The organism is Pseudomonas sp. H1_D05 (assembly GCF_054682705.1).
The window spans coordinates 4,375,596-4,397,675 of the sequence record NZ_CP162825.1 but is presented as its reverse complement, the minus strand read 5'-3'; the positions used below and the strand labels follow the sequence as shown (position 1 = coordinate 4,397,675).

Annotated in this window: 19 protein-coding genes; 8 read left to right on the top strand and 11 right to left on the bottom strand. The window is 59.0% G+C overall.

Annotated elements, in window-relative coordinates:
- Positions 1-73 precede the first annotated feature (73 nt).
- Positions 74-937 carry a universal stress protein gene (locus AB4O11_RS19850; RefSeq protein WP_093437084.1) on the top strand — a complete coding sequence of 288 codons (864 nt, stop codon included), beginning with the start codon at positions 74-76 and terminating at the stop codon, positions 935-937.
- 160 nt (positions 938-1,097) lie between these two features.
- Here the strand turns inward: AB4O11_RS19850 and AB4O11_RS19845 are convergent, their stop codons facing one another.
- Positions 1,098-1,568, bottom strand: coding sequence for a DUF1289 domain-containing protein (locus tag AB4O11_RS19845; protein ID WP_064117650.1), 471 nt, complete (start codon positions 1,566-1,568; stop codon positions 1,098-1,100).
- Between the two features lie 468 nt (positions 1,569-2,036).
- On the opposite strand from AB4O11_RS19845, the gene acnB reads away from it, so the two are divergent.
- Positions 2,037-4,646 (top strand): bifunctional aconitate hydratase 2/2-methylisocitrate dehydratase, encoded by a 2,610-nt coding sequence (gene acnB / locus AB4O11_RS19840; RefSeq protein ID WP_460131121.1) that lies wholly within the window; start codon positions 2,037-2,039, stop codon positions 4,644-4,646.
- A 205-nt stretch (positions 4,647-4,851) separates the two neighbouring features.
- On the opposite strand, the gene AB4O11_RS19835 is transcribed toward acnB, so the two are convergent.
- The 4 genes from AB4O11_RS19835 to AB4O11_RS19820 all read right to left on the bottom strand — a co-directional run bounded on the left by AB4O11_RS19835 (position 4,852) and on the right by AB4O11_RS19820 (position 8,526).
- Complete coding sequence (locus tag AB4O11_RS19835; RefSeq protein ID WP_460128032.1) at positions 4,852-6,498, bottom strand: SulP family inorganic anion transporter; 1,647 nt, start codon at positions 6,496-6,498, stop codon at positions 4,852-4,854.
- Positions 6,499-6,577: 79 nt separating this feature from the next.
- On the bottom strand, positions 6,578-7,858 hold the full coding sequence (locus AB4O11_RS19830) for a serine/threonine transporter (protein WP_460128029.1): 1,281 nt from the start codon (positions 7,856-7,858) through the stop codon (positions 6,578-6,580).
- A 253-nt stretch (positions 7,859-8,111) separates the two neighbouring features.
- Positions 8,112-8,282 carry a hypothetical protein gene (locus AB4O11_RS19825; RefSeq protein ID WP_016982944.1) on the bottom strand — a complete coding sequence of 57 codons (171 nt, stop codon included), beginning with the start codon at positions 8,280-8,282 and terminating at the stop codon, positions 8,112-8,114.
- Positions 8,283-8,331: 49 nt separating this feature from the next.
- Positions 8,332-8,526: a hypothetical protein gene (locus tag AB4O11_RS19820; RefSeq protein ID WP_016982943.1), complete on the bottom strand. Its 195-nt coding sequence runs from the start codon at positions 8,524-8,526 to the stop codon at positions 8,332-8,334.
- A gap of 242 nt (positions 8,527-8,768) precedes the next feature.
- On the opposite strand from AB4O11_RS19820, the gene AB4O11_RS19815 reads away from it, so the two are divergent.
- The 6 genes from AB4O11_RS19815 to AB4O11_RS19790 all read left to right on the top strand — a co-directional run bounded on the left by AB4O11_RS19815 (position 8,769) and on the right by AB4O11_RS19790 (position 13,753).
- Complete coding sequence (locus tag AB4O11_RS19815; protein WP_460128027.1) at positions 8,769-9,152, top strand: tautomerase family protein; 384 nt, start codon at positions 8,769-8,771, stop codon at positions 9,150-9,152.
- A gap of 459 nt (positions 9,153-9,611) precedes the next feature.
- On the top strand, positions 9,612-10,091 hold the full coding sequence (locus tag AB4O11_RS19810; RefSeq protein WP_460128025.1) for a DUF4822 domain-containing protein: 480 nt from the start codon (positions 9,612-9,614) through the stop codon (positions 10,089-10,091).
- A 15-nt stretch (positions 10,092-10,106) separates the two neighbouring features.
- Positions 10,107-10,535, top strand: coding sequence for a hypothetical protein (locus AB4O11_RS19805; protein ID WP_093437066.1), 429 nt, complete (start codon positions 10,107-10,109; stop codon positions 10,533-10,535).
- Between the two features lie 171 nt (positions 10,536-10,706).
- Positions 10,707-11,675 (top strand): 2-hydroxyacid dehydrogenase, encoded by a 969-nt coding sequence (locus AB4O11_RS19800; protein WP_093437063.1) that lies wholly within the window; start codon positions 10,707-10,709, stop codon positions 11,673-11,675.
- A gap of 220 nt (positions 11,676-11,895) precedes the next feature.
- Positions 11,896-12,963, top strand: a complete 1,068-nt coding sequence (locus tag AB4O11_RS19795; RefSeq protein ID WP_093437060.1) for a phosphotransferase family protein — start codon at positions 11,896-11,898, stop codon at positions 12,961-12,963.
- 22 nt (positions 12,964-12,985) lie between these two features.
- The gene (locus AB4O11_RS19790; RefSeq protein ID WP_034152479.1) at positions 12,986-13,753 is read left to right on the top strand and encodes an SDR family oxidoreductase; all 768 of its coding nucleotides are present in this window, start codon (positions 12,986-12,988) and stop codon (positions 13,751-13,753) included.
- Between the two features lie 126 nt (positions 13,754-13,879).
- Here AB4O11_RS19790 and AB4O11_RS19785 read toward each other — a convergent pair whose 3' ends face one another.
- From AB4O11_RS19785 to AB4O11_RS19760, 6 genes are all read right to left on the bottom strand, one after another.
- Entirely contained in the window at positions 13,880-14,533 is a 654-nt protein-coding gene (locus AB4O11_RS19785; RefSeq protein WP_257358207.1) for a trimeric intracellular cation channel family protein, read from the bottom strand.
- A gap of 1,829 nt (positions 14,534-16,362) precedes the next feature.
- The gene (locus AB4O11_RS19780) at positions 16,363-16,620 is read right to left on the bottom strand and encodes a DUF1652 domain-containing protein (protein ID WP_460090514.1); all 258 of its coding nucleotides are present in this window, start codon (positions 16,618-16,620) and stop codon (positions 16,363-16,365) included.
- Between the two features lie 136 nt (positions 16,621-16,756).
- The gene (locus AB4O11_RS19775) at positions 16,757-18,253 is read right to left on the bottom strand and encodes a helix-turn-helix transcriptional regulator (RefSeq protein ID WP_460128022.1); all 1,497 of its coding nucleotides are present in this window, start codon (positions 18,251-18,253) and stop codon (positions 16,757-16,759) included.
- A gap of 188 nt (positions 18,254-18,441) precedes the next feature.
- A complete protein-coding gene (locus AB4O11_RS19770) occupies positions 18,442-19,335 on the bottom strand; it encodes a LysR substrate-binding domain-containing protein (RefSeq protein WP_093438857.1) in 894 nt (297 codons plus the stop codon).
- Between the two features lie 6 nt (positions 19,336-19,341).
- Complete coding sequence (locus AB4O11_RS19765) at positions 19,342-21,555, bottom strand: xanthine dehydrogenase family protein molybdopterin-binding subunit (RefSeq protein WP_460128018.1); 2,214 nt, start codon at positions 21,553-21,555, stop codon at positions 19,342-19,344.
- Positions 21,555-22,019, bottom strand: a complete 465-nt coding sequence (locus AB4O11_RS19760; RefSeq protein ID WP_460128015.1) for a (2Fe-2S)-binding protein — start codon at positions 22,017-22,019, stop codon at positions 21,555-21,557. Before AB4O11_RS19760 ends, AB4O11_RS19765 begins: the two co-directional genes overlap by 1 nt.
- Positions 22,020-22,080: the final 61 nt, after the last annotated feature.

Sequence of the window (22,080 nt, the reverse complement as noted above, 5' to 3'; positions counted from 1 at the left end):
TCAAGTCGCGCACGATCGGACAGCAACTATAGTTGTGCAACGCCGTGCCTTTTCTTTGCTGGAGACTCCGCTCATGCAAGCCATTCGCAGCATTCTGGTGGTCATCGAACCCGAACATTCGGAAAGCCTGGCGCTCAAGCGCGCCAAATTGATCGCCGGCGTGACCCAGGCCCATCTGCACCTGCTGGTGTGCGACAAGAAGCACGACCACGCCGGCATGCTTGGCGTACTCAAAGCCGCGCTGATCGCCGACGGCTACAGCGTGACCACCGAACAGGCTTGGAACGAGAGCCTGCATGAAACCATCATCGAGGTGCAGCAGGCCGAGGGCTGCGGTTTGGTGATCAAGCAGCATTTCCCCGACAGCTCACTGAAAAAGGCCCTGCTGACCCCGGCGGACTGGAAGCTCCTGCGCCACTGCCCTACCCCGGTGCTGCTGGTGAAAACCGCCGGTTCGTGGAAGGACAAGGTGATTCTGGCAGCCGTGGACGTGGGCAATGCCGATGGTGAACATCGGCATTTGCACACGACGATCATTGATCATGGCTACGACATCGCCAGCCTGGCCAAGGCGCATCTGCATGTGATCGCTGCTCATCCATCACCGATGCTGTCGGCTGCAGACCCGACGCTGCAACTGAGCGAAACCATCGAGGCGCGTTACCGCGAGCAATGTCGAGCGTTTCAGGCGGAATTCGATGTCGATGATGAGCATCTGCACATCGAGGAAGGCCCGGCGGACGTGTTGATTCCGTTCATGGCGCACAAGCTGCAAGCGGCGGTGACCGTGATTGGCACGGTGGCGCGGACCGGGTTGTCAGGGGCGCTGATTGGCAATACGGCTGAAGTGGTTTTGGATGAACTGGAGAGTGATGTGCTGGTGCTCAAGCCGCAGGAGGTTGAGGATCACCTGGTGGAGTTGGCGGTGAAGCACTAAACAGCTCAAATTGAAATGCGATCCCTGTAGGAGTGAGCCTGCTCGCGATGGCGGTGTGTCATACGACAACAGTGTTGACTGACAGACCGCTATCGCAAGCAGGCTCACTCCTACAGAAAAACGCATTCCAAGTGTGGGAGCGAGCTTGCTCGCGAAGCTTTCAGGCGCCAAAGGCGTCTTTGAGGAATCCGGGGGCGATGTAGCGCTGATAATGCGCTTCCGACAGCAGGAAGAATTCCCGATCAATGGCATCGCGCAATTCCGGCAGGTTCCAGTCGCGAAACTCCGGCAGCAACACCATCCCGTAGGCTTCCAGATTAATGATCACCCGCGCCCCACGGGCAATCAGCTGATACGCCCAGCAATATTCCGACTGATGCGGCACGAAGCGGATCTTGCGCTGTTCCAGTTGCTCGCGCAGGCGCGCCGAATCGAAAATCTCGACCTTCGCCGCCATTACTTGTGACAGCAATTGCTCCAGACGCAACCACACCGCACGTTTTTCTTCCTCGTTGTAGCCATTCCAGTGGATCACTTCGTGGTGGAAACGCTTGCAGCCACGGCACACCAGATCACCGTAAACAGTGGAGCAGAGGCCGACGCAGGGGGTCTTGATGGTCTGATTGGGCATAAGGTAGGTAAAACACTGAAACGCGGAACAGGTCGGCATGTTAGCCCTTTGTCGGGCATTGATCACCCCTCAAACTTCAGGGTCACAGCCACGCGCGGCGTTTGCCCTGGCCACGCGCATTGCCACGAAAGTCCAATAGAGCCCGACTTACCTTTAAATTTTTTTTGCCGTAGAATCAGCCAGCCTTTTAAGGCGCCAATGTCCGTTAGAAGCTGTTTTCAAAGCGTCACGAGCACAGTCGTTCCTTCAGAGCGGTGTTGGCGAGGGATTTTTCCAGCGGGGAAAAATCCAGCGCCAACCCTCATCAGCTCCCCGTTCTGCAGGCGTAAAACTTTGAAAGCAGCTTCTGTAAGGAATTGCCGGTAATTCTGGCCGAACGACCCACAACGTCGTGAGGAGCATGAGTACGGCAATTTCGGGATGAGCGTCCCGGACACCCATTTGGGACCACTGATGAGGGTAATAACTGTGCTTGAAGCCTACCGCAAACATATCGAAGAGCGTGCAGCCCTGGGTATCGTTCCCCAGCCGCTTAACGCCGAACAAACAGCAGGCCTGGTCGAGCTGCTGAAAAACCCTCCGGCTGGCGAAGAAGAATTTCTCGTTGACCTGATCACCAATCGCATTCCACCAGGCGTGGACGAAGCGGCCTATGTCAAAGCCGGCTTCCTGTCTGCACTGGCCAAGGGCGAAGTTTCCTCCCCTCTGCTGGACAAAAAACGCGCTGTAGAACTGCTCGGCACCATGCAGGGCGGCTACAACATCGTCACTCTGGTTGACCTGCTGGACGACGCCGAGCTGGCGCCAGTCGCTGCCGCGCAACTCAAGCACACCCTGCTGATGTTCGATGCGTTCCACGACGTCGCGGAAAAAGCCAAGAACGGTAACGCTCACGCTAAAGCCGTGCTGCAATCCTGGGCTGACGGCGAGTGGTTCAAAAACCGTCCGACCCTGGCCGACAAGATCAGCCTGCGCGTGTTCAAGGTAACCGGCGAAACCAACACCGACGACCTCTCCCCTGCTCCTGATGCCTGGTCGCGTCCAGACATCCCGCTGCACGCCCTGGCCATGCTGAAAATGGCCCGCGACGGCATCGTTCCTGATCAGCAGGGCGCTATTGGCCCGATGAAGCAGATCGAAGAAATGCGCGGTCAAGGCTTCCCGATCGCCTACGTCGGTGACGTGGTCGGTACCGGTTCGTCGCGTAAATCGGCCACCAACTCGGTGCTGTGGTTCTTCGGCGACGACGTTCCTTACGTGCCGAACAAGCGTGCTGGCGGTTTCTGCTTCGGCAGCAAAATCGCTCCGATCTTCTACAACACCATGGAAGATGCCGGCGCACTGCCAATCGAGTTCGACGTTTCCAACATGAACATGGGCGACGTGATCGACCTGTACCCGCATGCTGGCAAAGTCTGCAAACACGGCACCGACGAAGTCCTGACCACCTTCGAAATGAAAACCCCAGTGCTGTTGGACGAAGTCCGTGCCGGCGGCCGTATCCCGCTGATCATCGGCCGTGGCCTGACCGAGAAGGCTCGCGCCGAACTGGGTCTGCCACCGTTCGACCTGTTCAAGAAGCCGGAAGCCCCAGCTGAAAGCACCAAGGGTTTCACCCTGGCGCAGAAGATGGTCGGCAAGGCTTGCGGTCTGGCAGAAGGCCAAGGCGTTCGTCCTGGCACCTACTGCGAACCGAAGATGACCACCGTGGGTTCTCAGGACACCACCGGTCCAATGACCCGTGACGAACTGAAAGACCTGGCGTGCCTGGGCTTCTCCGCTGACCTGGTGATGCAGTCCTTCTGCCACACCGCGGCGTATCCAAAGCCGATCGACGTGACCACCCACCACACCCTGCCTGACTTCATCATGACCCGCGGCGGCGTTTCCCTGCGTCCGGGCGACGGCATCATCCACTCGTGGCTGAACCGCATGCTGCTGCCAGACACCGTGGGTACCGGTGGTGACTCGCACACCCGTTTCCCGATGGGCATCTCGTTCCCGGCCGGTTCCGGTCTGGTTGCGTTTGCCGCAGCCACCGGCGTTATGCCGCTGGACATGCCGGAATCGATCCTGGTGCGCTTCAAAGGCAAAATGAAACCTGGCATCACCCTGCGTGACCTGGTTCATGCCATTCCTTACTTCGCCATCCAGAACGGTCTGCTGACCGTCGAGAAGAAAGGCAAGAAAAACGCCTTCTCCGGCCGCATCCTGGAAATCGAAGGTCTGGAAGGTCTGACCCTGGAGCAGGCGTTCGAACTGTCCGACGCCTCGGCCGAACGTTCGGCTGCCGGTTGCACCATCAAGCTGTCGAAAGAGTCGATCACCGAGTACCTGAACTCCAACATCACCCTGCTGCGCTGGATGATCGGCGAAGGCTACGGCGATGCGCGTACCCTGGAACGTCGCGCCCAAGCGATGGAAGCCTGGGTTGCCAACCCGGAACTGATGGAAGCCGATGCCGACGCCGAATACGCCGAAGTCATCGAAATCGACCTGGCCGACATCAACGAGCCGGTACTGTGCGCGCCGAACGATCCGGACGACGCCCGTCTGCTGTCCAGCGTTGCTGGCGAGAAGATCGACGAAGTGTTCATCGGTTCGTGCATGACCAACATCGGTCACTTCCGCGCTGCCGGTAAACTGCTGGATCAGGTCAAGGGTCAGCTGCCAACCCGTCTGTGGCTGTCGCCGCCGACCAAAATGGACGCTCACCAACTGACCGAAGAAGGCTACTACGGCATCTACGGCAAGGCTGGCGCGCGCATGGAAATGCCAGGCTGCTCGCTGTGCATGGGTAACCAGGCACGCGTTGAGCCGAACAGCACCGTGGTCTCGACTTCGACCCGTAACTTCCCGAACCGTCTGGGCGACGGCGCGAACGTCTACCCGGCTTCGGCCGAGCTGGCGTCCGTGGCTTCGATCCTGGGTCGCCTGCCGACCGTCGAGGAGTACATGGAATACGCTGGCAAGATCGACAGCATGGCGGCTGATATCTACCGCTACCTGTCCTTCGACCAGATCGCCGAGTTCCGTGAAGCTGCTGCGAACGCCAATATCCCGGTCGTTCAAGCCTAACGTTACAACGCACTGAAAAACGCCGCCCATCGTGAGATGAGCGGCGTTTTTTTATGCCTCACACATAGACCCTGTGGGAGCGAGCCTGCTCGCGAAAGCGGTGTGTCAGTCGATGTAACTATTGGACGATGAATCGCTTTCGTGAGCAGGCTCGCTCCCACATTTGATTCTTACCAGACAAGAGACCTGCATTTCCCCGATAGGGTTACGGGTTTAGTGTGAGGGCTTTCTGCACGGCGCCATCAACGCTCAAACCGCTGAGGATCACAGCGTTGGCCTGCACTTCAGGCAACGCCTCCAGCACCGCCAGCGCCTCATGCTTGAGCCGCGCCAGAATCAAACGCTTGCCTTCCTGATGCACCCGCACAAAGAACTCCTGCATCGCCTCAATGCTGGTGCCATCCAGGTCCGGCGTCTCCTCGAGACTCAGAATCACTGTATGCACCGGCATATCTGCATGGCGGATCAGCCGTAACGCTGCGCCCAGAATCCGCTCAACGTTGGCAAAGAACAACGCCTCACTGGGCCGAATGATCAGTACGCCAGGCTCCGTTTGCGCAACGGGATGACGCTGCACATCGACAAAATCGTGCCCGCCATCAATCCGCCCGAGCACTTGAATGTCCGCGGCCGACATCTGCTTGAGCATCAGCAGCACACTGATCGCCACCGAAACCAGCAGACCGTCCAGCACGCCCAATACCAACACGGCCGAAACCGCGCAGATCACCAGCACACGATCCCGGCGCCAGATGAAGTAGCGGCCCAGTGGCTGCAGACTCAAACCGCGACCCAGCGCATGCATGACAATCGCGGCGAGGATCGGCTCCGGGGTCAGGGCAATCCACGGCAACACCGTCAGCACGATGATTAACACCACCAACGCCGCCACACCGCCGGCCCAGCGTGACGTCGCACCTGCTGCTTCATTCGCCGAGGTCGCCGAGTACCCTGCCCCGGCCGGCATACCATGAAACAACCCGGAGAGCAGATTCGATGCGCCTAGCGCCAACAGATCACGGTTTGAGGTGACGCGGTCGCCATGCTTGAGCGCATACGCACTGATCGACCCGTAAGACTCCGCATACAGAATCATCACCAGCGCAAAACCCACCTCCCCCAGCCGTAGCCAGTCGGCGAATGGCAGCACCGGCAGGTTGGGAACTTCCAGGCTCAGGTCGATAATGCCGATCATCTGCACGCCGTACGCCGACAGATTCAACCATTGCCCGGCGGCGATGCCGATCACTACTACCAGCAAGCCACCGGGCACCCGCGGGAATCGTGAAAATACTCCGAGCAATACCAGTGCGAGGGCCGCAACAGCCGCGGCCGGCCAGTTCCATTGCGGCAGCTGTTCAAGTAATTGCGGGGCGAAGCGCACCAGATTGGCGTCGGTCAGATGCACGCCGACCACGCTGGCGACCTGTTTGAGAATGATGGTCAGCGCCAGGCCGAAGGCGAATCCGCGCAAAACCGGTTTGGCGATGAAAGAGGTGACACTGCCCAGACGAAAGAGCCCAGCCAATAGAAACAACCCGCCCGTGACCAACACCAGGCCGACTGCCAGGGTCGAGCGCAATTGCGGGTCACCATTGGCCAGCGTCGCCGTCGCCGCCGCCAGCACAGCCGCCGAAGAAGACGTCGCCGAGACAATCGCAAAGCGACTCGTACCGAATACCCCGTAGCAGAACAGTCCGGCAAACAGGGCGATCACCCCGGCCTGAGGCGCCAACGCGGCAATGGTCGAATACGCCACCGCTTCGGGCAGCAAGAGACCGGCTATCGATAGACCGGCGAGTACATCCCGCCAGCGATTGGGTTGTTCTACAGGTTGCGGGGCGCTCGACAATCCACTGTCTCCAGACGAAAAAAGCCGCTGCATACGTCGTATGCAGCGGCCACTGTAGCTGAGTATCTGGAGTTGTAGCTTACGCGGTCAGCGAATAAATCAACGCCGAAATCGCTACCAGGCCGACAGCCGTTACAAACACGTTCGAGGCCTGGCCGCGATAGCGGGCCATCGCTGGCACTTTACGGATTGCGTACATCGGCATCAGGAACAGAATCGCCGCGATCACCGGGCCGCCGATGGTTTCGATCATGCCCAGAATGCTCGGGTTCAGGGTTGCCACGATCCAGCACACCACCAGCATGAAGGCCGCCACGATGCGATCCAGCGCCTTGGCGCCCGGGCGCTTGCCGCTCTTGATAATCAGGCCTTTGAGACCTTCGCTGGCACCGATGTAGTGACCGAGGAACGATTTGGAGATCGCCACAAACGCAATCAACGGCGCTGCGAAAGCGATGGTCGGATTGCTGAAGTGGTTGGCCAGGTACGACAGGATCGACAGATTCTGCGCCTTGGCCTCGGCCAGTTGCTCCGGCGAAAGGGTCAACACGCAACTGAAGACGAAGAACAGCACCATCGCCACCATCAACAGGTGTGCGCGGGACAGGATCTGCGAGCTGCGCTCTTCAGCGTGGACACCATAACGACGCTTCTGATCGACCGCAAACGCCGAAATGATTGGCGAGTGGTTGAACGAGAACACCATCACCGGAATCGCCAGCCACAGTGTATGCAGCAACGCCGACGGTGCCGGCACGTGCGAAGCCGTGGCGAGAATGCCGCCGTTCCAGTGTGGAATCAGGTAAACGGCGAGGAACAGCAGCGCGACGATAAACGGATACACCATCAGGCTCATCGCTTTGACGATCGCCTGCTCACCGCAACGCACCACGGCCAACAGACCGAGGATCAGCAAGAACGACAGCAGCGCGCGCGGTGGCGGCGTGATGTGCAATTGATGCTCAAGGAAACTGGCGACCGTGTTGGTCAGACCGACGCTGTAGATCAGCAGAATCGGGAAGATCGCGAAGAAGTACAGCAAGGTGATCAGCGCGCCGGCCTTGATGCCGAAATGCTGCTCGACCACTTCAGTGATGTCGGCGCCTTCACGACCGGAAAGCACAAAGCGGGTCAGGCCACGGTGCGCGTAGAACGTCATCGGGAAGGCCAGCAGCGCAAGGACCACCAGCGGCCAGAAGCCACCCAGTCCTGCGTTGATCGGCAAAAACAGGGTACCGGCGCCGATGGCCGTCCCAAACAGTCCCAACATCCAGGTGGTGTCCTGGCGATTCCAGCTCGAAAGTTCAGCAGGTGCTGCTGCATCAAAGCGCTCTTCGACGCTATTGGCCTGATCATTCATCCGGTCGGATCTCCGCATTCCGGTCACTTGCCACTCGGTCAGACGCGTCGGAAAAAACCGACAGACATGCTCCGGCCGAAACAGGGGCGCGATTCTCCGCGATAAATGAGCAGAAGCAAAGACTTAGCTGAGGAATGGTTATGCGGAGCAGTTTAGAGGTGTGTCGTTTTTGAGAAAATAACTGTCGGCTTCAGGTAGGCGCCGTGTCGTTTTCTGGCAAGCTCCAACGTTTGATGCAGTCGCGAGGAATCGATCAGATTGATCGTGCCAGGATGAATCCGAGCGACATACAAAAAATGCCGAACGCCAGCATCCCCCAGATTGGATACATATCGTCCTTGTCCTTGATACGCATTCTTTCGACCGACTCATCGTACTCACGATCCGATAGTTCAATCATAGCCTTGCGGTCAAATGTGCTCATCTTGATTTCCTTTTGGGTCATGGGTCTGATTGTTGTGAAGCGTGAACACTCAAACCTTGAAAAAAACGCCTACTACTGCAGTGATTGCGGTCACCACTCCAGCCAATACCGCGAGTGGATAAAAACTCGTCTCTCTCTTTAGCTTTTTTGCTTCAGCCAGAAGCTTTTGTCTTTCCGCCACGAGTTTCCGTGTTTCATTCAGGAGCCTTTGGAGCTCCAGGTTTTCGCGATCGTCCTGAAGCATGCGCCTTCCTTGGCTATTGGCAGTGACTGGCGGGACTGCTTTGTGCCCTCATGATTTCCTAAATCATCTCGCGCCAGATAGCGGATGAATCCGGCGTTTTCGTAGGCAAAATCCGCGATTCAGGTAGGCAGCCTCATACAGAGACCTTTCAGAAAACACCTCGCGATCAAGTACCTGTGCCTTTCAATTTGGCCCACATGATCTAGCGTGAAATGAGTCCCCCTGCCCTGCGGAGCCTTCCCATGCCATTGGTTCGCGTCGACATCAGACAAAACCCCGACCCCAATTTCGCCAAACGCATCGGCGAGCAGATCTACGCCGCCCTGCGCAGTTGTATAGATGTGCCCGAGCACGACAACTTTCAGATCCTGACCGAGCACGATGGCCAGCACCTGGTCTACGATCCGCAATATCTGGGGATCCAGCGCAGCGACGGCGTGGTATTCATTCAGATCACCATCAGCGAAGGGCGCACAGTGGAGAAAAAACAGTTGCTGTTCAAAACCATCGCCGAGCGCCTGCACGCGCAGTTGGCGGTGCGCCCGGAAGACGTGTTCATCAATCTGGTCGAGGTGAAAAAAGAGAACTGGTCATTCGGCAATGGCATTGCCCAGTACGTCACCTGACCCCTAGCCAGCTAGCGGCCGAAGCGATCATCAAACATCACAAAGCAACCCTCGGCGCTGCCTTCGCACGAGTAATCGACAGTGCGGATGTCAGGTTTTAAAAGAAACGCTCCTTGGAATTGAGGCAACTTCGCTGGCTGCGGTTGCGTCAATCACGAATTTGTAACCTTATCCTCCGTCCTACAACTGCGTGTACTTCTCTAATGTCATCTGCGCTATGAATTACAGAAAGCACCAATAAAAAGCCCTTCGCTTATCGATACTTCAGAATACTCCTACAACCAAAAACACCTAATAAAACCACGACGAAATATTACCGAAATCCGAATAACAGTCATTTGTTACAAGCAACTACGCAGCCATTGAACAATCCTCTTTTTCAGGCCTATATTTTTCACGCCCTGAATGACGAAAGACCAATCGCAAACGACCTTCGAAGTTTGATAAAGAGGAAAAAGCATGCAAAAGCGCACGATCACCGGCCTGCTGTTGACCGGACTGCTTTTCACCCCGCTTGCCAGCGCTGATGTCCGCGAGCTGGCTTCTTCGCCGCGATGGCTGACTACCAAGGTCTACATCGATGGCGCTCCTGAAACAGACGTCAAGGCGAAGTATCCCGGCGTCGTAGGTATATCGACCTGGGATCCCGAGAGTAATCGATACGAGTTCTTTTACACCGACACAGGCGAGTCAAAGTACAACAAAGGCGGAGGCGGTTATTTCTTTGTCACCGGCAACCAGAAACAGCACATTCTGGTATCCGATATCGGTCCGACCAAAACAATTGTCAGGCGCCTGGAAACACTGAACAACAGTGAATTCACTTACTCTCGGGAAGTCCCCCGCGACATGATCGACAACAATCCACTTGTACGTATTCATGTCGTTCACGCGCCGTATACCGGCACCGTAGAAACCAAATCCGCCATCAAACAATAAAACCAGGAGTTCAACATGCAAAAGACAGTTAAAACCCTGCTGATGTCGACGTTGCTGGCCTCCACGGTGTATTGCGCCGGAGTCAGTGCGCAAGCTGCCACCCAACCCGCCACAAATACTGTTGCCACCGCCGACAATGCAATGATGCTGACCGTGTTTCTGAAACATGATCAGACCCGCCCGCTGAGCGAACTCAAGGCCCAGCTCACACAACAAGGCTTCTACAAGACCTTCCCCCCCGCCGGGGTCGAAGTGGTGAGCTGGAACATCATGATGGGCATTGGCCAAGTGGTGACCGTACGCTTCCCCGCCTCACGGCTGGCAGAAGTGAACCTCGCCCTGGAAAACACCGCATGGGGCAGTTACCGAACCGAGTTTTATCCAACCTATGATTTCAAGCCGATTGCCCTCGCAGAACAAACCAAAGCCCAAGCAGCCCAATGATGCCGACAGCACACCGGATCACCGGTGTGCTGCCTACCCTTGCTTCTTGCCCGAAGCCGTCCAGAATCAAAGCACCACTGCGTGAATGACAACGATTGCCAAGCCGCTGCGGATTCAGCACTCTGAAACGACTTTCGCGACCGACCCGCCGACGTTCACAGGAGCCGCGCAATGCCCGCAACCGTTCTGGTACTGGTTGAAACCATCAATGACTATTTGCCGATCCTCGAACATCAGGGTTTTCACCTGATCCTCGCCCCCACGCCGGCCGAGCGTGCGCAAGCCATCGCCACTCACGGCAGCCGCATCGACGCGGTGCTGACTCGCGGGCCGCTGGGCCTGACCGCCGATGAAATCACCGCCCTGCCCGCACTGAAAATCATCACGGTGATCGGCGCCGGTTACGAGCAGGTCGACCTGCAAGCCGCCAGTAACCGTGGCATTACCGTCACCAACGGCGCCGGGGTCAATGCCTCGTCGGTGGCCGACCATGCGATGGCGATGCTGCTGGCGCTGGTCCGGGATATCCCTCGTTGCGACGCTGCGGTACGCCGCGGTGAATGGCCGAAGATCATGCGCCCGTCGCTGGCCGGCAAACGCCTGGGGATTCTCGGGCTGGGCGCCGTGGGCATGGCGATAGCCAAACGCGCCCACTTTGGCTTCGACATGGAGATCAGCTATCACAGCCGCCAGGTGCGCAGCGATGTGCCTTACACGTTCTGCTCGACGCCGACCGAACTGGCACGGGCCTCGGATTTCCTGATCATCGCCACGCCTGGCGGCATCGGTACACAGCATCTGGTGACTCGCCCGGTGCTCGATGCGCTGGGGCCGAAAGGCTTTGTCGTCAATATCGCCCGCGCCAGTGTGATCGCCACGGCGGATCTGATCACAGCGCTTGAGCAACGCAAAATTGCCGGCGCCGCACTGGATGTGTTCGACCACGAGCCGCAAGTGCCGGATGCGCTGAAAACCCTGAGCAACGTGCTACTGACGCCACACGTCGCCGGTCTGTCACCGGAAGCCACTCAAGGCACGGTGGAGTTGGTGGGCAAAAATCTCGTGGCGTTTTTTTCGGGCGAACCGGTACTGACGCCCATTGCCTTGCCTCCGAAACTCAACAATCAGCGCGTGCACTGAAGCACACCGGACGACGTGTCGAGCGCTCGTCCCAGCCCTCCTTTTCGGTCACGGCATATCCGCAAAACCCTGGTTCACCGCGACTTTTCGCGCACATTCCCAAAGGTGATTATCGGGCAACACGCTAGCCTATAAGACCGACTCGCGCTTGTGGCGCCCCGAGCGCGCCATTAGATTAGCCAATGATGTCTGGCCTCCAAAATAAGCAGAAGGGATAAGCATGGCGCTTACTGACCAGTCCACCCGTATCCGCTCTGGCGAAGAACTCGATGCCAGCCTGATCGATCCGTACCTCAAGGCGCACATTCCAGGCCTGAGCGGCACACCTGCGATCAGCCAGTTTCCTGGCGGTGCGTCGAACCTGACCTACCTGCTGGAATACCCGGAACAGGAATTCGTCCTGCGCCGTCCGCCGTTCGGCCACAAGGCCAAGTCCGCCCACGACATGGGCCGTGAATTCCGCATCCTCAATCAATTGCGCGACGGTTTTCCGTATTGCCCGAAGGCCTACGTGCACTGCACCGACGAATCGGTGATCGGCGCCGAGTTCTACGTCATGGAGCGGGTCAAAGGGATCATCCTGCGCTCGGAGCTGCCGCCGGAGCTGGGCCTTGATTCGGCAAAGACCGAAGCCCTGTGCAAAAGCTTTATCGACCGCTTCGTCGAACTGCACCGCGTCGACTACAACGCCTGCGGCCTGGGCGATCTGGGCAAACCGGAAGGCTACGTCGCCCGTCAGATCAAAGGCTGGAGCGAGCGCTACGAAAAAGCCCTGACCCCGGATGCGCCGCATTGGGAAGCAGTGAAAGCCTGGCTCAACGACAAGATGCCGGCCGACCACCCGACCTCAAGTATCGTCCACAACGACTACCGCTTCGACAACGTCATCCTCGACCCGCACAACCCGATGCAGATCATCGGCGTACTCGACTGGGAACTGACCACCCTCGGCGACCCGTTAATGGATCTGGGCAACACCCTCGCCTATTGGATTCAGGCGGACGATCCGGCGCCGGTGCAACTGATGCGCCGCCAGCCAAGCCACGCGCCGGGCATGCTCACCCGCCGCGAGTTCGTCGATTACTACGCCGAACGTTCGGGCATCCAGATCGACAATTTCGACTTTTACTACACCTACGGCCTGTTCCGTCTGGCCGGCATCGTGCAGCAGATCTACTACCGCTTCTACCACGGCCAGACCCAGGACAAACGCTTCGCGCAGTTCATTCACATGAACAAACTGCTGGAGCAGATGAGCTTGCAGGTCATTGCGAAATCGAGCCTCTGACGGCCCACACCCAGGAACCCTTATGTCCAAGACTCAGTTGTTCGACCTCGACGGTAAAATTGCTTTCGTTTCCGGCGCCAGCCGTGGCATCGGTGAAGCCATCGCCAAACTGCTGGCCCAGCAAGGCGCCCATGTGATCGTGTCGAGCCGCAAGCTCGACGGCTGCCAGCATGTCGCCGACGCGATCATCGCCGCCGGCGGCAAAGCCACGGCCGTGGCCTGCCACATCGGTGAAATGGAACAGATCAGCCAGGTGTTCGCCGGGATCAAGGAACAGTTCGGCCGCCTCGATATTCTGGTCAACAACGCCGCGACCAACCCGCAATTCTGCAATGTGCTGGACACCGATCTGAGTGCGTTCCAGAAAACCGTTGACGTGAACATCCGTGGCTACTTCTTCATGTCGGTCGAAGCCGGCAAGCTGATGCGCGAAAACGGTGGCGGCAGCATCATCAACGTCGCGTCGATCAACGGCATTTCGCCGGGGATCTTCCAGGGCATCTACTCGGTGACCAAAGCGGCGGTGATCAACATGACCAAGGTCTTCGCCAAGGAGTGCGCGCAGTTCGGCATTCGCTGCAACGCGCTGCTGCCGGGTTTGACCGACACCAAATTTGCCTCGGCGCTGGTGAAGAATGATGCGATTCTCAAGCAAGCGCTGACGCAGATCCCGCTCAAGCGTGTGGCTGATCCGAGCGAAATGGCCGGCGCGGTGCTGTACCTGGCGAGCGATGCGTCGAGCTACACCACCGGGGTTGCGCTGAATGTGGACGGTGGGTTTCTGTCCTGATTTAAACGGCAAATGATTAACCCTGTGGAAGCGAGCTTGCTCGCGAAGGCGTAGTGTCAATCGACAATGATTTGGTTGACACACCGCATTCGCGAGCAAGCTCGCTCCCACAGGTCACTGCTTGAATCAGGCATCGAGGACTTTCGGTAACTGCCAGCCGAAATGCACCGACAGCAAACGCAACAGCAAACACGCCGCCCCCGCCAGCAACGCCGCCGCTACCGGCGAAACGCCCAGCCTGCGGCCGATGATCAACACCGCCGCACCGACAAACGCCGAACTCGCATACAAATCCGCCTGCAACACCACCGGTATCCGCGCCAGCACAATGTCGCGTATCACCCCGCCACCGACGCCGGTGATGGTGCCCATCAGCATCGCCACAAACGGCGTGATCCCGAAATTCAACGCTTTCTGCGCACCGGCCACGGCAAACAGCGCCAAGCCTGCTGCATCCAGCACAATCAGGGTTGAACCGGACCAGCCCAGCACCTGCTCATGAAAGGCAAACGCCAGCCCGCCCATGAAAAACGCCAGCGCCGGGTAGCGCCAATCGGCCACGGCATTGGGTGGCGTCGCACCGATCAACAAATCACGAGTCACCCCGCCACCGAGGGCGACGATAAACGCAATCACCATCACACCGAGCAAGTCGAGCTGACTGCGCATCGCCGCAATAGCGCCTTCCACGGCAAACACCGCAGTGCCGGCCAGGTCGGCCACCAGCACAATCCGCTCAACCCGGGACTGCCGCCCCGCCGGCGCTATTGCGTGACGCAACGGGTGGTCGTGATGTGTCGAGTAACCTGCCCGTCGGCGTACACGTCACCGGCGACCTCAGTGTTTTCGAGCACCTGACACGTGCGCTCCGGCGGTGGCGGCGGCGCTGCCGGTGGAGGGGGTGGAGGACTGGCGCAACCCGCCAACAACACTGTAAAGAAAGCCAACGGCAACACGCGTTTCCCAAGATTGTTCATAGGACGACCCGCGACAAATGGAAGAGCAACTCCCGCGACCGAACCGACCACGGAAGACCTGACCACTCATTCTTTATAGCCGAGCCCCCCGCAAGCGCCAGTGAATCGGCCGGATCGGGAGGAAGTGGCTGTCGATTTTGCGTTCGGATTCGAGAGGATTGGCAAATTGAAATGTGCTTTGCCTGATAGAGCCTCATCGCGAGCAGGCTCACTCCTACAATTGAACAGAGTACATCTGGCAGAGATTAGTCGGCTGGCTGGCCGCCTTCGCGAGCAGGCTCGCTCCCACAGTTGAACAGAGTACATCTGGCAGAGATTGGTCGGCTGTCAGGCCGCCTTCGCGAGCAGGCTCGCTCCCACAGTTGAAAAGAGTACATCTGGCAGAGATTGGTCGGCTGTCAGGCCGCCTTCGCGAGCAAGCTCGCTCCCACAGTTGGAACGAGTACATCTGGCAGAAATTGGTCGGCTGTCAGGCCGCCTTCGCGAGCAAGCTCGCTCCCACAGTTGAAAAGAGTACATCTGGCAGAAATTGGTCGGCTGTCAGGCCGCCTTCGCGAGCAAGCTCGCTCCCACAGTTGAAAAGAGTACATCTGGCAGAGATTAGTCGGCTGGCTGGCCGCCTTCGCGAGCAGGCTCGCTCCCACAGTTGAACAGAGTACATCTGGCAGAGATTGGTCGGCTGTCAGGCCGCCTTCGCGAGCAGGCTCACTCCTACAATTGAACAGAGTACATCTGGCAGAGATTGGTCGGCTGTCAGGCCGCCTTCGCGAGCAGGCTCGCTCCCACAGTTGAAAAGAGTACATCTGGCAGAGATTGGTCGGCTGTCAGGCCGCCTTCGCGAGCAAGCTCGCTCCCACAGTTGGAACGAGTACATCTGGCAGAAATTGGTCGGCTGTCAGGCCGCCTTCGCGAGCAAGCTCGCTCCCACAGTTGGAACGAGTACATCTGGCAGAAATTGGTCGGCTGTCAGGCCGCCTTCGCGAGCAGGCTCGCTCCCACAGTTGAAAAGAGTACATCTGGCAGAGATTGGTCGGCTGTCAGGCCGCCTTCGCGAGCAGGCTCGCTCCCACAGTTGGAACGAGTACATCTGGCAGAAATTGGTCGGCTGGCAGGCCGCCTTCGCGAGCAAGCTCGCTCCCACAGTTGGAACGAGTACATCTGGCAGAAATTGGTCGGCTGTCAGGCCGCCTTCGCGAGCAAGCTCGCTCCCACAGAACAGCCAAAGCAAAACAGCACAAATCGCGCATCGCTTGTGCTTCTCACCACTCAACAGGATGAGCGTTAGCTCGGCTGCAGCTCTTGATCTTGCCGTGCTGGCCCCTTCGGCAGGCTGAGTGGAGGGATTGATCCGGGGGTGGGAGCGCAGCGACCGTTTGGCGAAGCCAAACACAGCGAGAGGAGGTGCAGCGAAGCAAACCGTAGGCGCTGCGCCCGGATCGATCCCGGAGCGAAGGAACCCCGAGCCCCAGCGAGCGGGCCGAACGCCGGGGCCCAGCCTTTTGCTTACTTTTCGGCGTCTGGAAAAGTGAGTCGCTGTAAGAGCGAAACCGCCAGCCGCAGCACCCAAAGAAACGGATATCCACCCACCCCCCAAGAGCATGGTCTGCCCAAAGGCCGCCAAGCCTAAAAGCCCTAAGCCAAATCAGGATCCCGAAAAGAACGCAAAGTGTTGCTCTCCAACTCATACCGCAATTCTTCAATCAAAGCCTCAACCGACTCCCGCGTCCGCAGCGCATCAAGCTTCAACCCACTGATCACCAGATCCACCTGCCCCGACACCGGGTGATAAAGCTTCACCGTCAGCGAATGATCGCCGTCCACCAGACACTCACACGCCAGCGGCGAAAAACTGTGTTCAAGCTGCGTGCGCAACTGCGCAAGATTCATCATCAGACTGTTCCTATAACGACTGCGAAGGGCCGCGATCCCGAGCCAGAAAAAACTCGTATCGCACCCCGCCAGACTAAGAACAGCCGTCGACCGCCAACACCTCAATATGCACCTGATGAACTAGTGCATTTGCACCTCAGCGCTGGCCCTTGGCGCTCCACCCCCCGGAAAACAATCCACGCTCGCGCGCCCAGACAATCGCCTCACTGCGACTGTGCACATCGAGCTTGGAATACACCGTGGCGACATGATTACGCACCGTGTTCGGTGCCAGTTTCAGCCGCACCGCGATCTCCTTGTCCGCCAGCCCTTCACAGATCAACCCCAGCACATCACGCTCACGCGCCGTCAGATCGGTGAACGAAACGCTAGGCAGTTGCGGCGAGTTGACCTTTTTCACATTGGCCAGTTTCTCGATCAACGTACGGCTAAACCAGGAAGCGTCTTTCATCACCTCCTCAATCGCCGCCACCAACTCAAGCTCGGTACGCTTGCGCTCGGTAATGTCCATCAGCACCAGCAAATAGCACGGTGTGTCCTGAATATTCACAGTGTCGGCGGACAGCGCGCACTCGAGCAGATCCGCATCCTTCTTGCGCACCCGCACATCCACCCGATCGACTCGCCCGTTTTTCGCCAGCGCCGCCAGCAACCGCGTGCACGCGCCGCTGTCATCGATAAAGTCCAGCTGCGGCACGGTTTTGCCGAGCACGTCGTCGCTGTCATAAGCCAGGGTTTCGAGGAACGCCTGATTGACGTCGATCACCTGCTGTTCGTCAGCACTGCAAATCAGGATCGGCACCGGCGTCAGGCGAAACGCCTTGGCAAAACGCTCCTCACTCTGCCGCAACGCCACCTCGGCCTTGTGCCGCAGCTCCATGTCGACAAAGGAGAACAGCATGCAATCCTCATCGTTGAGCGTCAGCGGCTGGCCGGCCACGATCACCTGCTTGCTGCTGCCATCGGGCAGGCGCAGCTCGGCTTGCATCTGCGGGATGGTCGCGACGTCGCGCAGGCGCTGAATAGCCAGGTCCCGGTGTTCGGCCTGCTCGAAAATGTCGATTTCATAAGAGGACGTGCCAATCACCTGCTCGCGGGTGTACCCGGTCATTTCCAGAAACCCCGGATTGACCTTGATGTAACGCAGATCACTGAGCCGGCAGATCACTGCCGGTGCCGGGTTGGCGTTAAACGTCCTTTCGAAGCGCTGCTCGGCATTGGCCCAATCGGTGACATCGCTCATGATCAGCACCAGCGACTCGGGCTGCCCTTCGCGGTCCGTGAGAATCATGCTGCGCACGCTGTGCACCCAGATTCGCTCCGGGTCGTCGCTCGGCGACACTTCGATCAGCACGTCATTGAAACTCTCACAGCGCGCTACCCGGCTGATCGGGTAGTTTTCGGCGGTGATCGAGTGATTATTGCGATAGCGCAGGTTGAATTTCTTGGCGTATTCGTCGGCATTGTGGCCCAGATCGGTGATCCGTTTGACACCGTGCATGGCCAGCGCAGCTTCGTTGGCCCAGAGAATGCTCTGATCCAGCTCCAACAGGATCACCCCGTCGGACAGCCCGGCGATGATCTGCTGCAACTGGCGGCGGTTGGTTTCGGTGGTCAGGACTTCCTGGCTCATTGGATCTCCACAAGTGATACGGCCATGTGAAGAGTACGACCGCACGCGCTTGCGATCGTGCCAGCGTTAAATTCTTGCAACAACGCAAATCCCCTGTGGGAGCGAGCTTGCTCGCGAATGCGGTACTTCATTCAAAACATTTTTCGACTGTCACTATGCCTTCGCGAGCAAGCTCGCTCCCACAGGATTCAGTGTTGGCTTGAGGTTTCGACCAACTCGCGCAGCGTATCGAGAAACAGCTTGAGCACCGGCGAAGCATCGTCCGCCCGATAAGTGGCATACAGCGGCACCTCCGGCAACGCCGGGGTCAGGCGCCGGAACACCAACCCCGCCGGGGCCAGTTGCTCAATGGACGCCGGCAACAGCGCCACGCCAAACCCGGCGCGCACCAGACTCAGCAAGGTCTGCACCTCGATCACTTGTTGACGAATCTGCGGCGTGAACCCGGCCTGAATGCAGCACTGAAACAGAAAATGGGCGAACCGCGACTGCTTCAATTCCAGCGCCACAAACGGCTCCTGTGCCAGATCCGCCGGCGCCAGCACCGCGCGGCCAGCCAGCGGATGATCCGCCGGCATCACCACGTTGATCGGCTCGTAGATCAGCAGTTCATTGCGCAACTGTGGATCGTCATAGCCGACGCGAAACACACAAGCGTCGATGCGTTTCTCCTTCAACGCCTTGACCTGCGCCGCCGGGGTCATTTCATGCAAACGCCAGTTGACCTGCGGATAACGCTGGCGAAACAGGTGCAAGGCCTTGGGCAGCACGCCGACCATCACCGAACTGATCATGCCGATTTCCAGCTCACCAAGTTGTCCGCGCCCGGTCTGCCGCGTCAGGTCCAACGCCCGCTCAAGCTGTTCGAACACCAGCGGCGCCTGCTCCTTAAGCATCTGCCCCGCCGCCGTGAGTTCGACCCGATGATGGCTGCGCTCGAACAACGGCGTGCCGAGTTCCTCTTCCAGCAAACGAATCTGCTGGCTCAGCGGCGGCTGGCAGATATGCAGGCGCTCGGCGGCGCGACCGAAGTGCAGCTCATCGGCCAACGCCATGAAGTACCGCAGCAGACGCAGATCCATGACGGCTTACCCCAGACTCAGCGGCGTCGAACGCTGGCGTACGCCGGTCAGCGCGAACAAGGCATTGGCGATGGCCGGCACTACCGAAGGGCTGCCCAACTCGCCGACGCCACCGGGCTTACTCGGCTCGCCATTCAACACGACGATGTCGGTGGCCGGCATGTCGGACATGCGCATCACCCGGTAATCGTGGAAATTGCTCTGCACCACCCGGCCCTGTTTGATGTCGAGCCGATCGAACAACGCATGGCCAAGTCCCCACATCAGACCGCCGTAGATCTGTTCCTCGACACCGCCCGGCGAAACCGCCAGACCGCAATCGACCACACAGGTCAGCTTATCGACCTGGGCCTTGCCATCAACCGTTGCCACTCTCGCAACCACCGCAATAAAACTGGTGTAACCCTGGTTGGTGGCGATCCCCAGCGCCGTGCCCGGCGGCAACGTTTTGCCCCAACCGGCGCGCTCGGCAGCCTGCTTGAGCACGGCCACATGCCGTGGCCGCTCCTGCATATTGGCCAGCCGGAACGCCAATGGATCTTCGCCAGCGGCGTGGGCCAGCTCATCCATGAAGCTTTCCACGGCGAACACGTTGGGGATGAAGCTCACCGAGCGATACCAACCGCTGGGCACGTGGCTTTCATGCTTGACCCAGTTCAGTTCCAGGTGCGGTGGTCGATAGGCGAAGTCCCACGCGGTGATCGCCTCGGTGGTACTGTAATCCATATGGTCCGGCCGTTCGAAGTAACCCGGCTCCCACTGCTCCGGCGAGGCCGGCGACACCGCGTGCAGTTGCAGCGCGGTGAGTTTGCCCTGGGCGTCGAGCGCGCCTTTGACTCGATGCAAGGTCGCGGGGTGATTGAACAGCGCGTGCATTTCGTCCTCGCGACTGTTGAGCAGTTTCACCGGCACGCCGGTTTTCTGCGCCAGATACGCGACTTCGAACAACCAGTATTTAGCCTCCCGCGCGCCGAAGCTGCCGCCGGAGACCAATTCATGAATGGTCACGTTGGCCTTGTCGATGCCACACACGGTTTGCGCCGCTTCCAGTGCCGAGGACGGCACCTGCACACCGCCCCAGTAAGTGATCGCTTTGTCCTTGACGTGGGCGGTGATGCAGATCGGTTCCAGCGGGTTTTGCACCTTGTAGGGCACGGTGTAATCGGCTTCGATCAGCTTCGCCGCGCCTGACCATTGCCCGGCGACATCACCCTGGGCCATGGCTTTGACGGTTTGTGCTTGCGGATCGCCGATGGCCTTGACCTGCGCGCTGGAGAGTTGCTCGCTGTCGAACCCGGCCAAGGGCGAATCGCTCCATTTGATCGCCAGCAGATTGCGCCCCTGCTGTGCGGCCCAGAACGTATCCGCCAACACAGCGACACCTTCCTGATTGCCGCCGAGCACATCAGGGCGCCCCGCAATCGCCAGCACTTTGCGCACGCCCGGCACCTGCAACGCGGCCGCTGAGTCGACGCTGAGCACTGTCGATCCAACCACCGGCGCGCGCTGAATCACGGCGACCAGCATGTCTGGCAATTGCACGTCGATGCTGTACTTGAATTGCCCGCAGACCTTGGCTGCCGCATCACGTTTGTGGCGCAGTTTGCCAATGTATTTGAACTGCGCCGGATCCTTCAGCTTGACGTTTGTCGGGGCTGGCAGATTCGCCGCGACGCCGACCAGTTCGCCGTAACCGAGGCTGCGTTTGTTCGCAATGTGAACGACCCGACCTTCTTCGGTGGTGCAACTGTCAGGGCTGACTTTCCACTGCTTGGCGGCTGCCGTGATCAGTAGTGCCCGCGCCATGGCTCCGGCCATGCGCAGGCGCTCGTATTCCAGGGAAACACTGGTGCTGCCGCCAGTGGAAAAGACCTTCCAGACCGGATGAATGTAAGTCTCGAAAAACGGATCTTCCGGGGTGATGACCTGCACGGTCATCGGGTTGACGTCCAGTTCTTCCGCCACGCACGCGGCCAGCGCTGTTTGCGTGCCGGTGCCGGAGTCGTGCTTGTGCACCACCAGTTTCACCGTGCCGTCGGGAAAGATGCGCACCCAGGCATTGGGTTCGAATTCACTCGCCGGGGCCGGCGCTTTTGGGTCAGTCGCCGCCATGCCACCCGGCAGATAAAGGGCAATCGCCAAGCCCGAAGCAAACGTCGCCGCTTGCTTGAGAAACACTCGCCGCGGCAATTCTATGCGGCTGTCGTCGATAAGGCTCATCACGCCTCCTTCGGCGCATTCGCCGCGCGTTTGATCGCTTTGTTGATGCGCCCGTAAGTGCCGCAGCGGCAGATATTCCCGGACATCGCGTTGCGGATCGAATCATCGGTCACCGCCGCACCGGTGTTGAGCAACGCGGCGGCGGACATGATCTGCCCGGATTGACAGTAACCGCATTGCGGCACATCTTCGGCGATCCAGGCCAGTTGCAACGGGTGGTTTTGCGTCGGTGACAAACCTTCGATGGTGGTGATGCGGTGGCCCGCGACGGCCGCCGCCGGCAATTGGCAGGAACGCACCGCGACGCCGTTCAGGTGCACGGTGCAGGCACCGCACAGGCCCATGCCGCAACCGAACTTGGTGCCGGTGAGTTTCAGTTGATCACGCAGTACCCATAACAAGGGCATGGAGGAGGATGCTTCATCCAGCTCGCGTCGTTCGCCGTTAACCGTGAATGCAATCATTGTCAGGCTCCAAAAGAGCGGCCCGTCTTTGTGCGGGCCTGGTGGCCGATTATTGGAACCC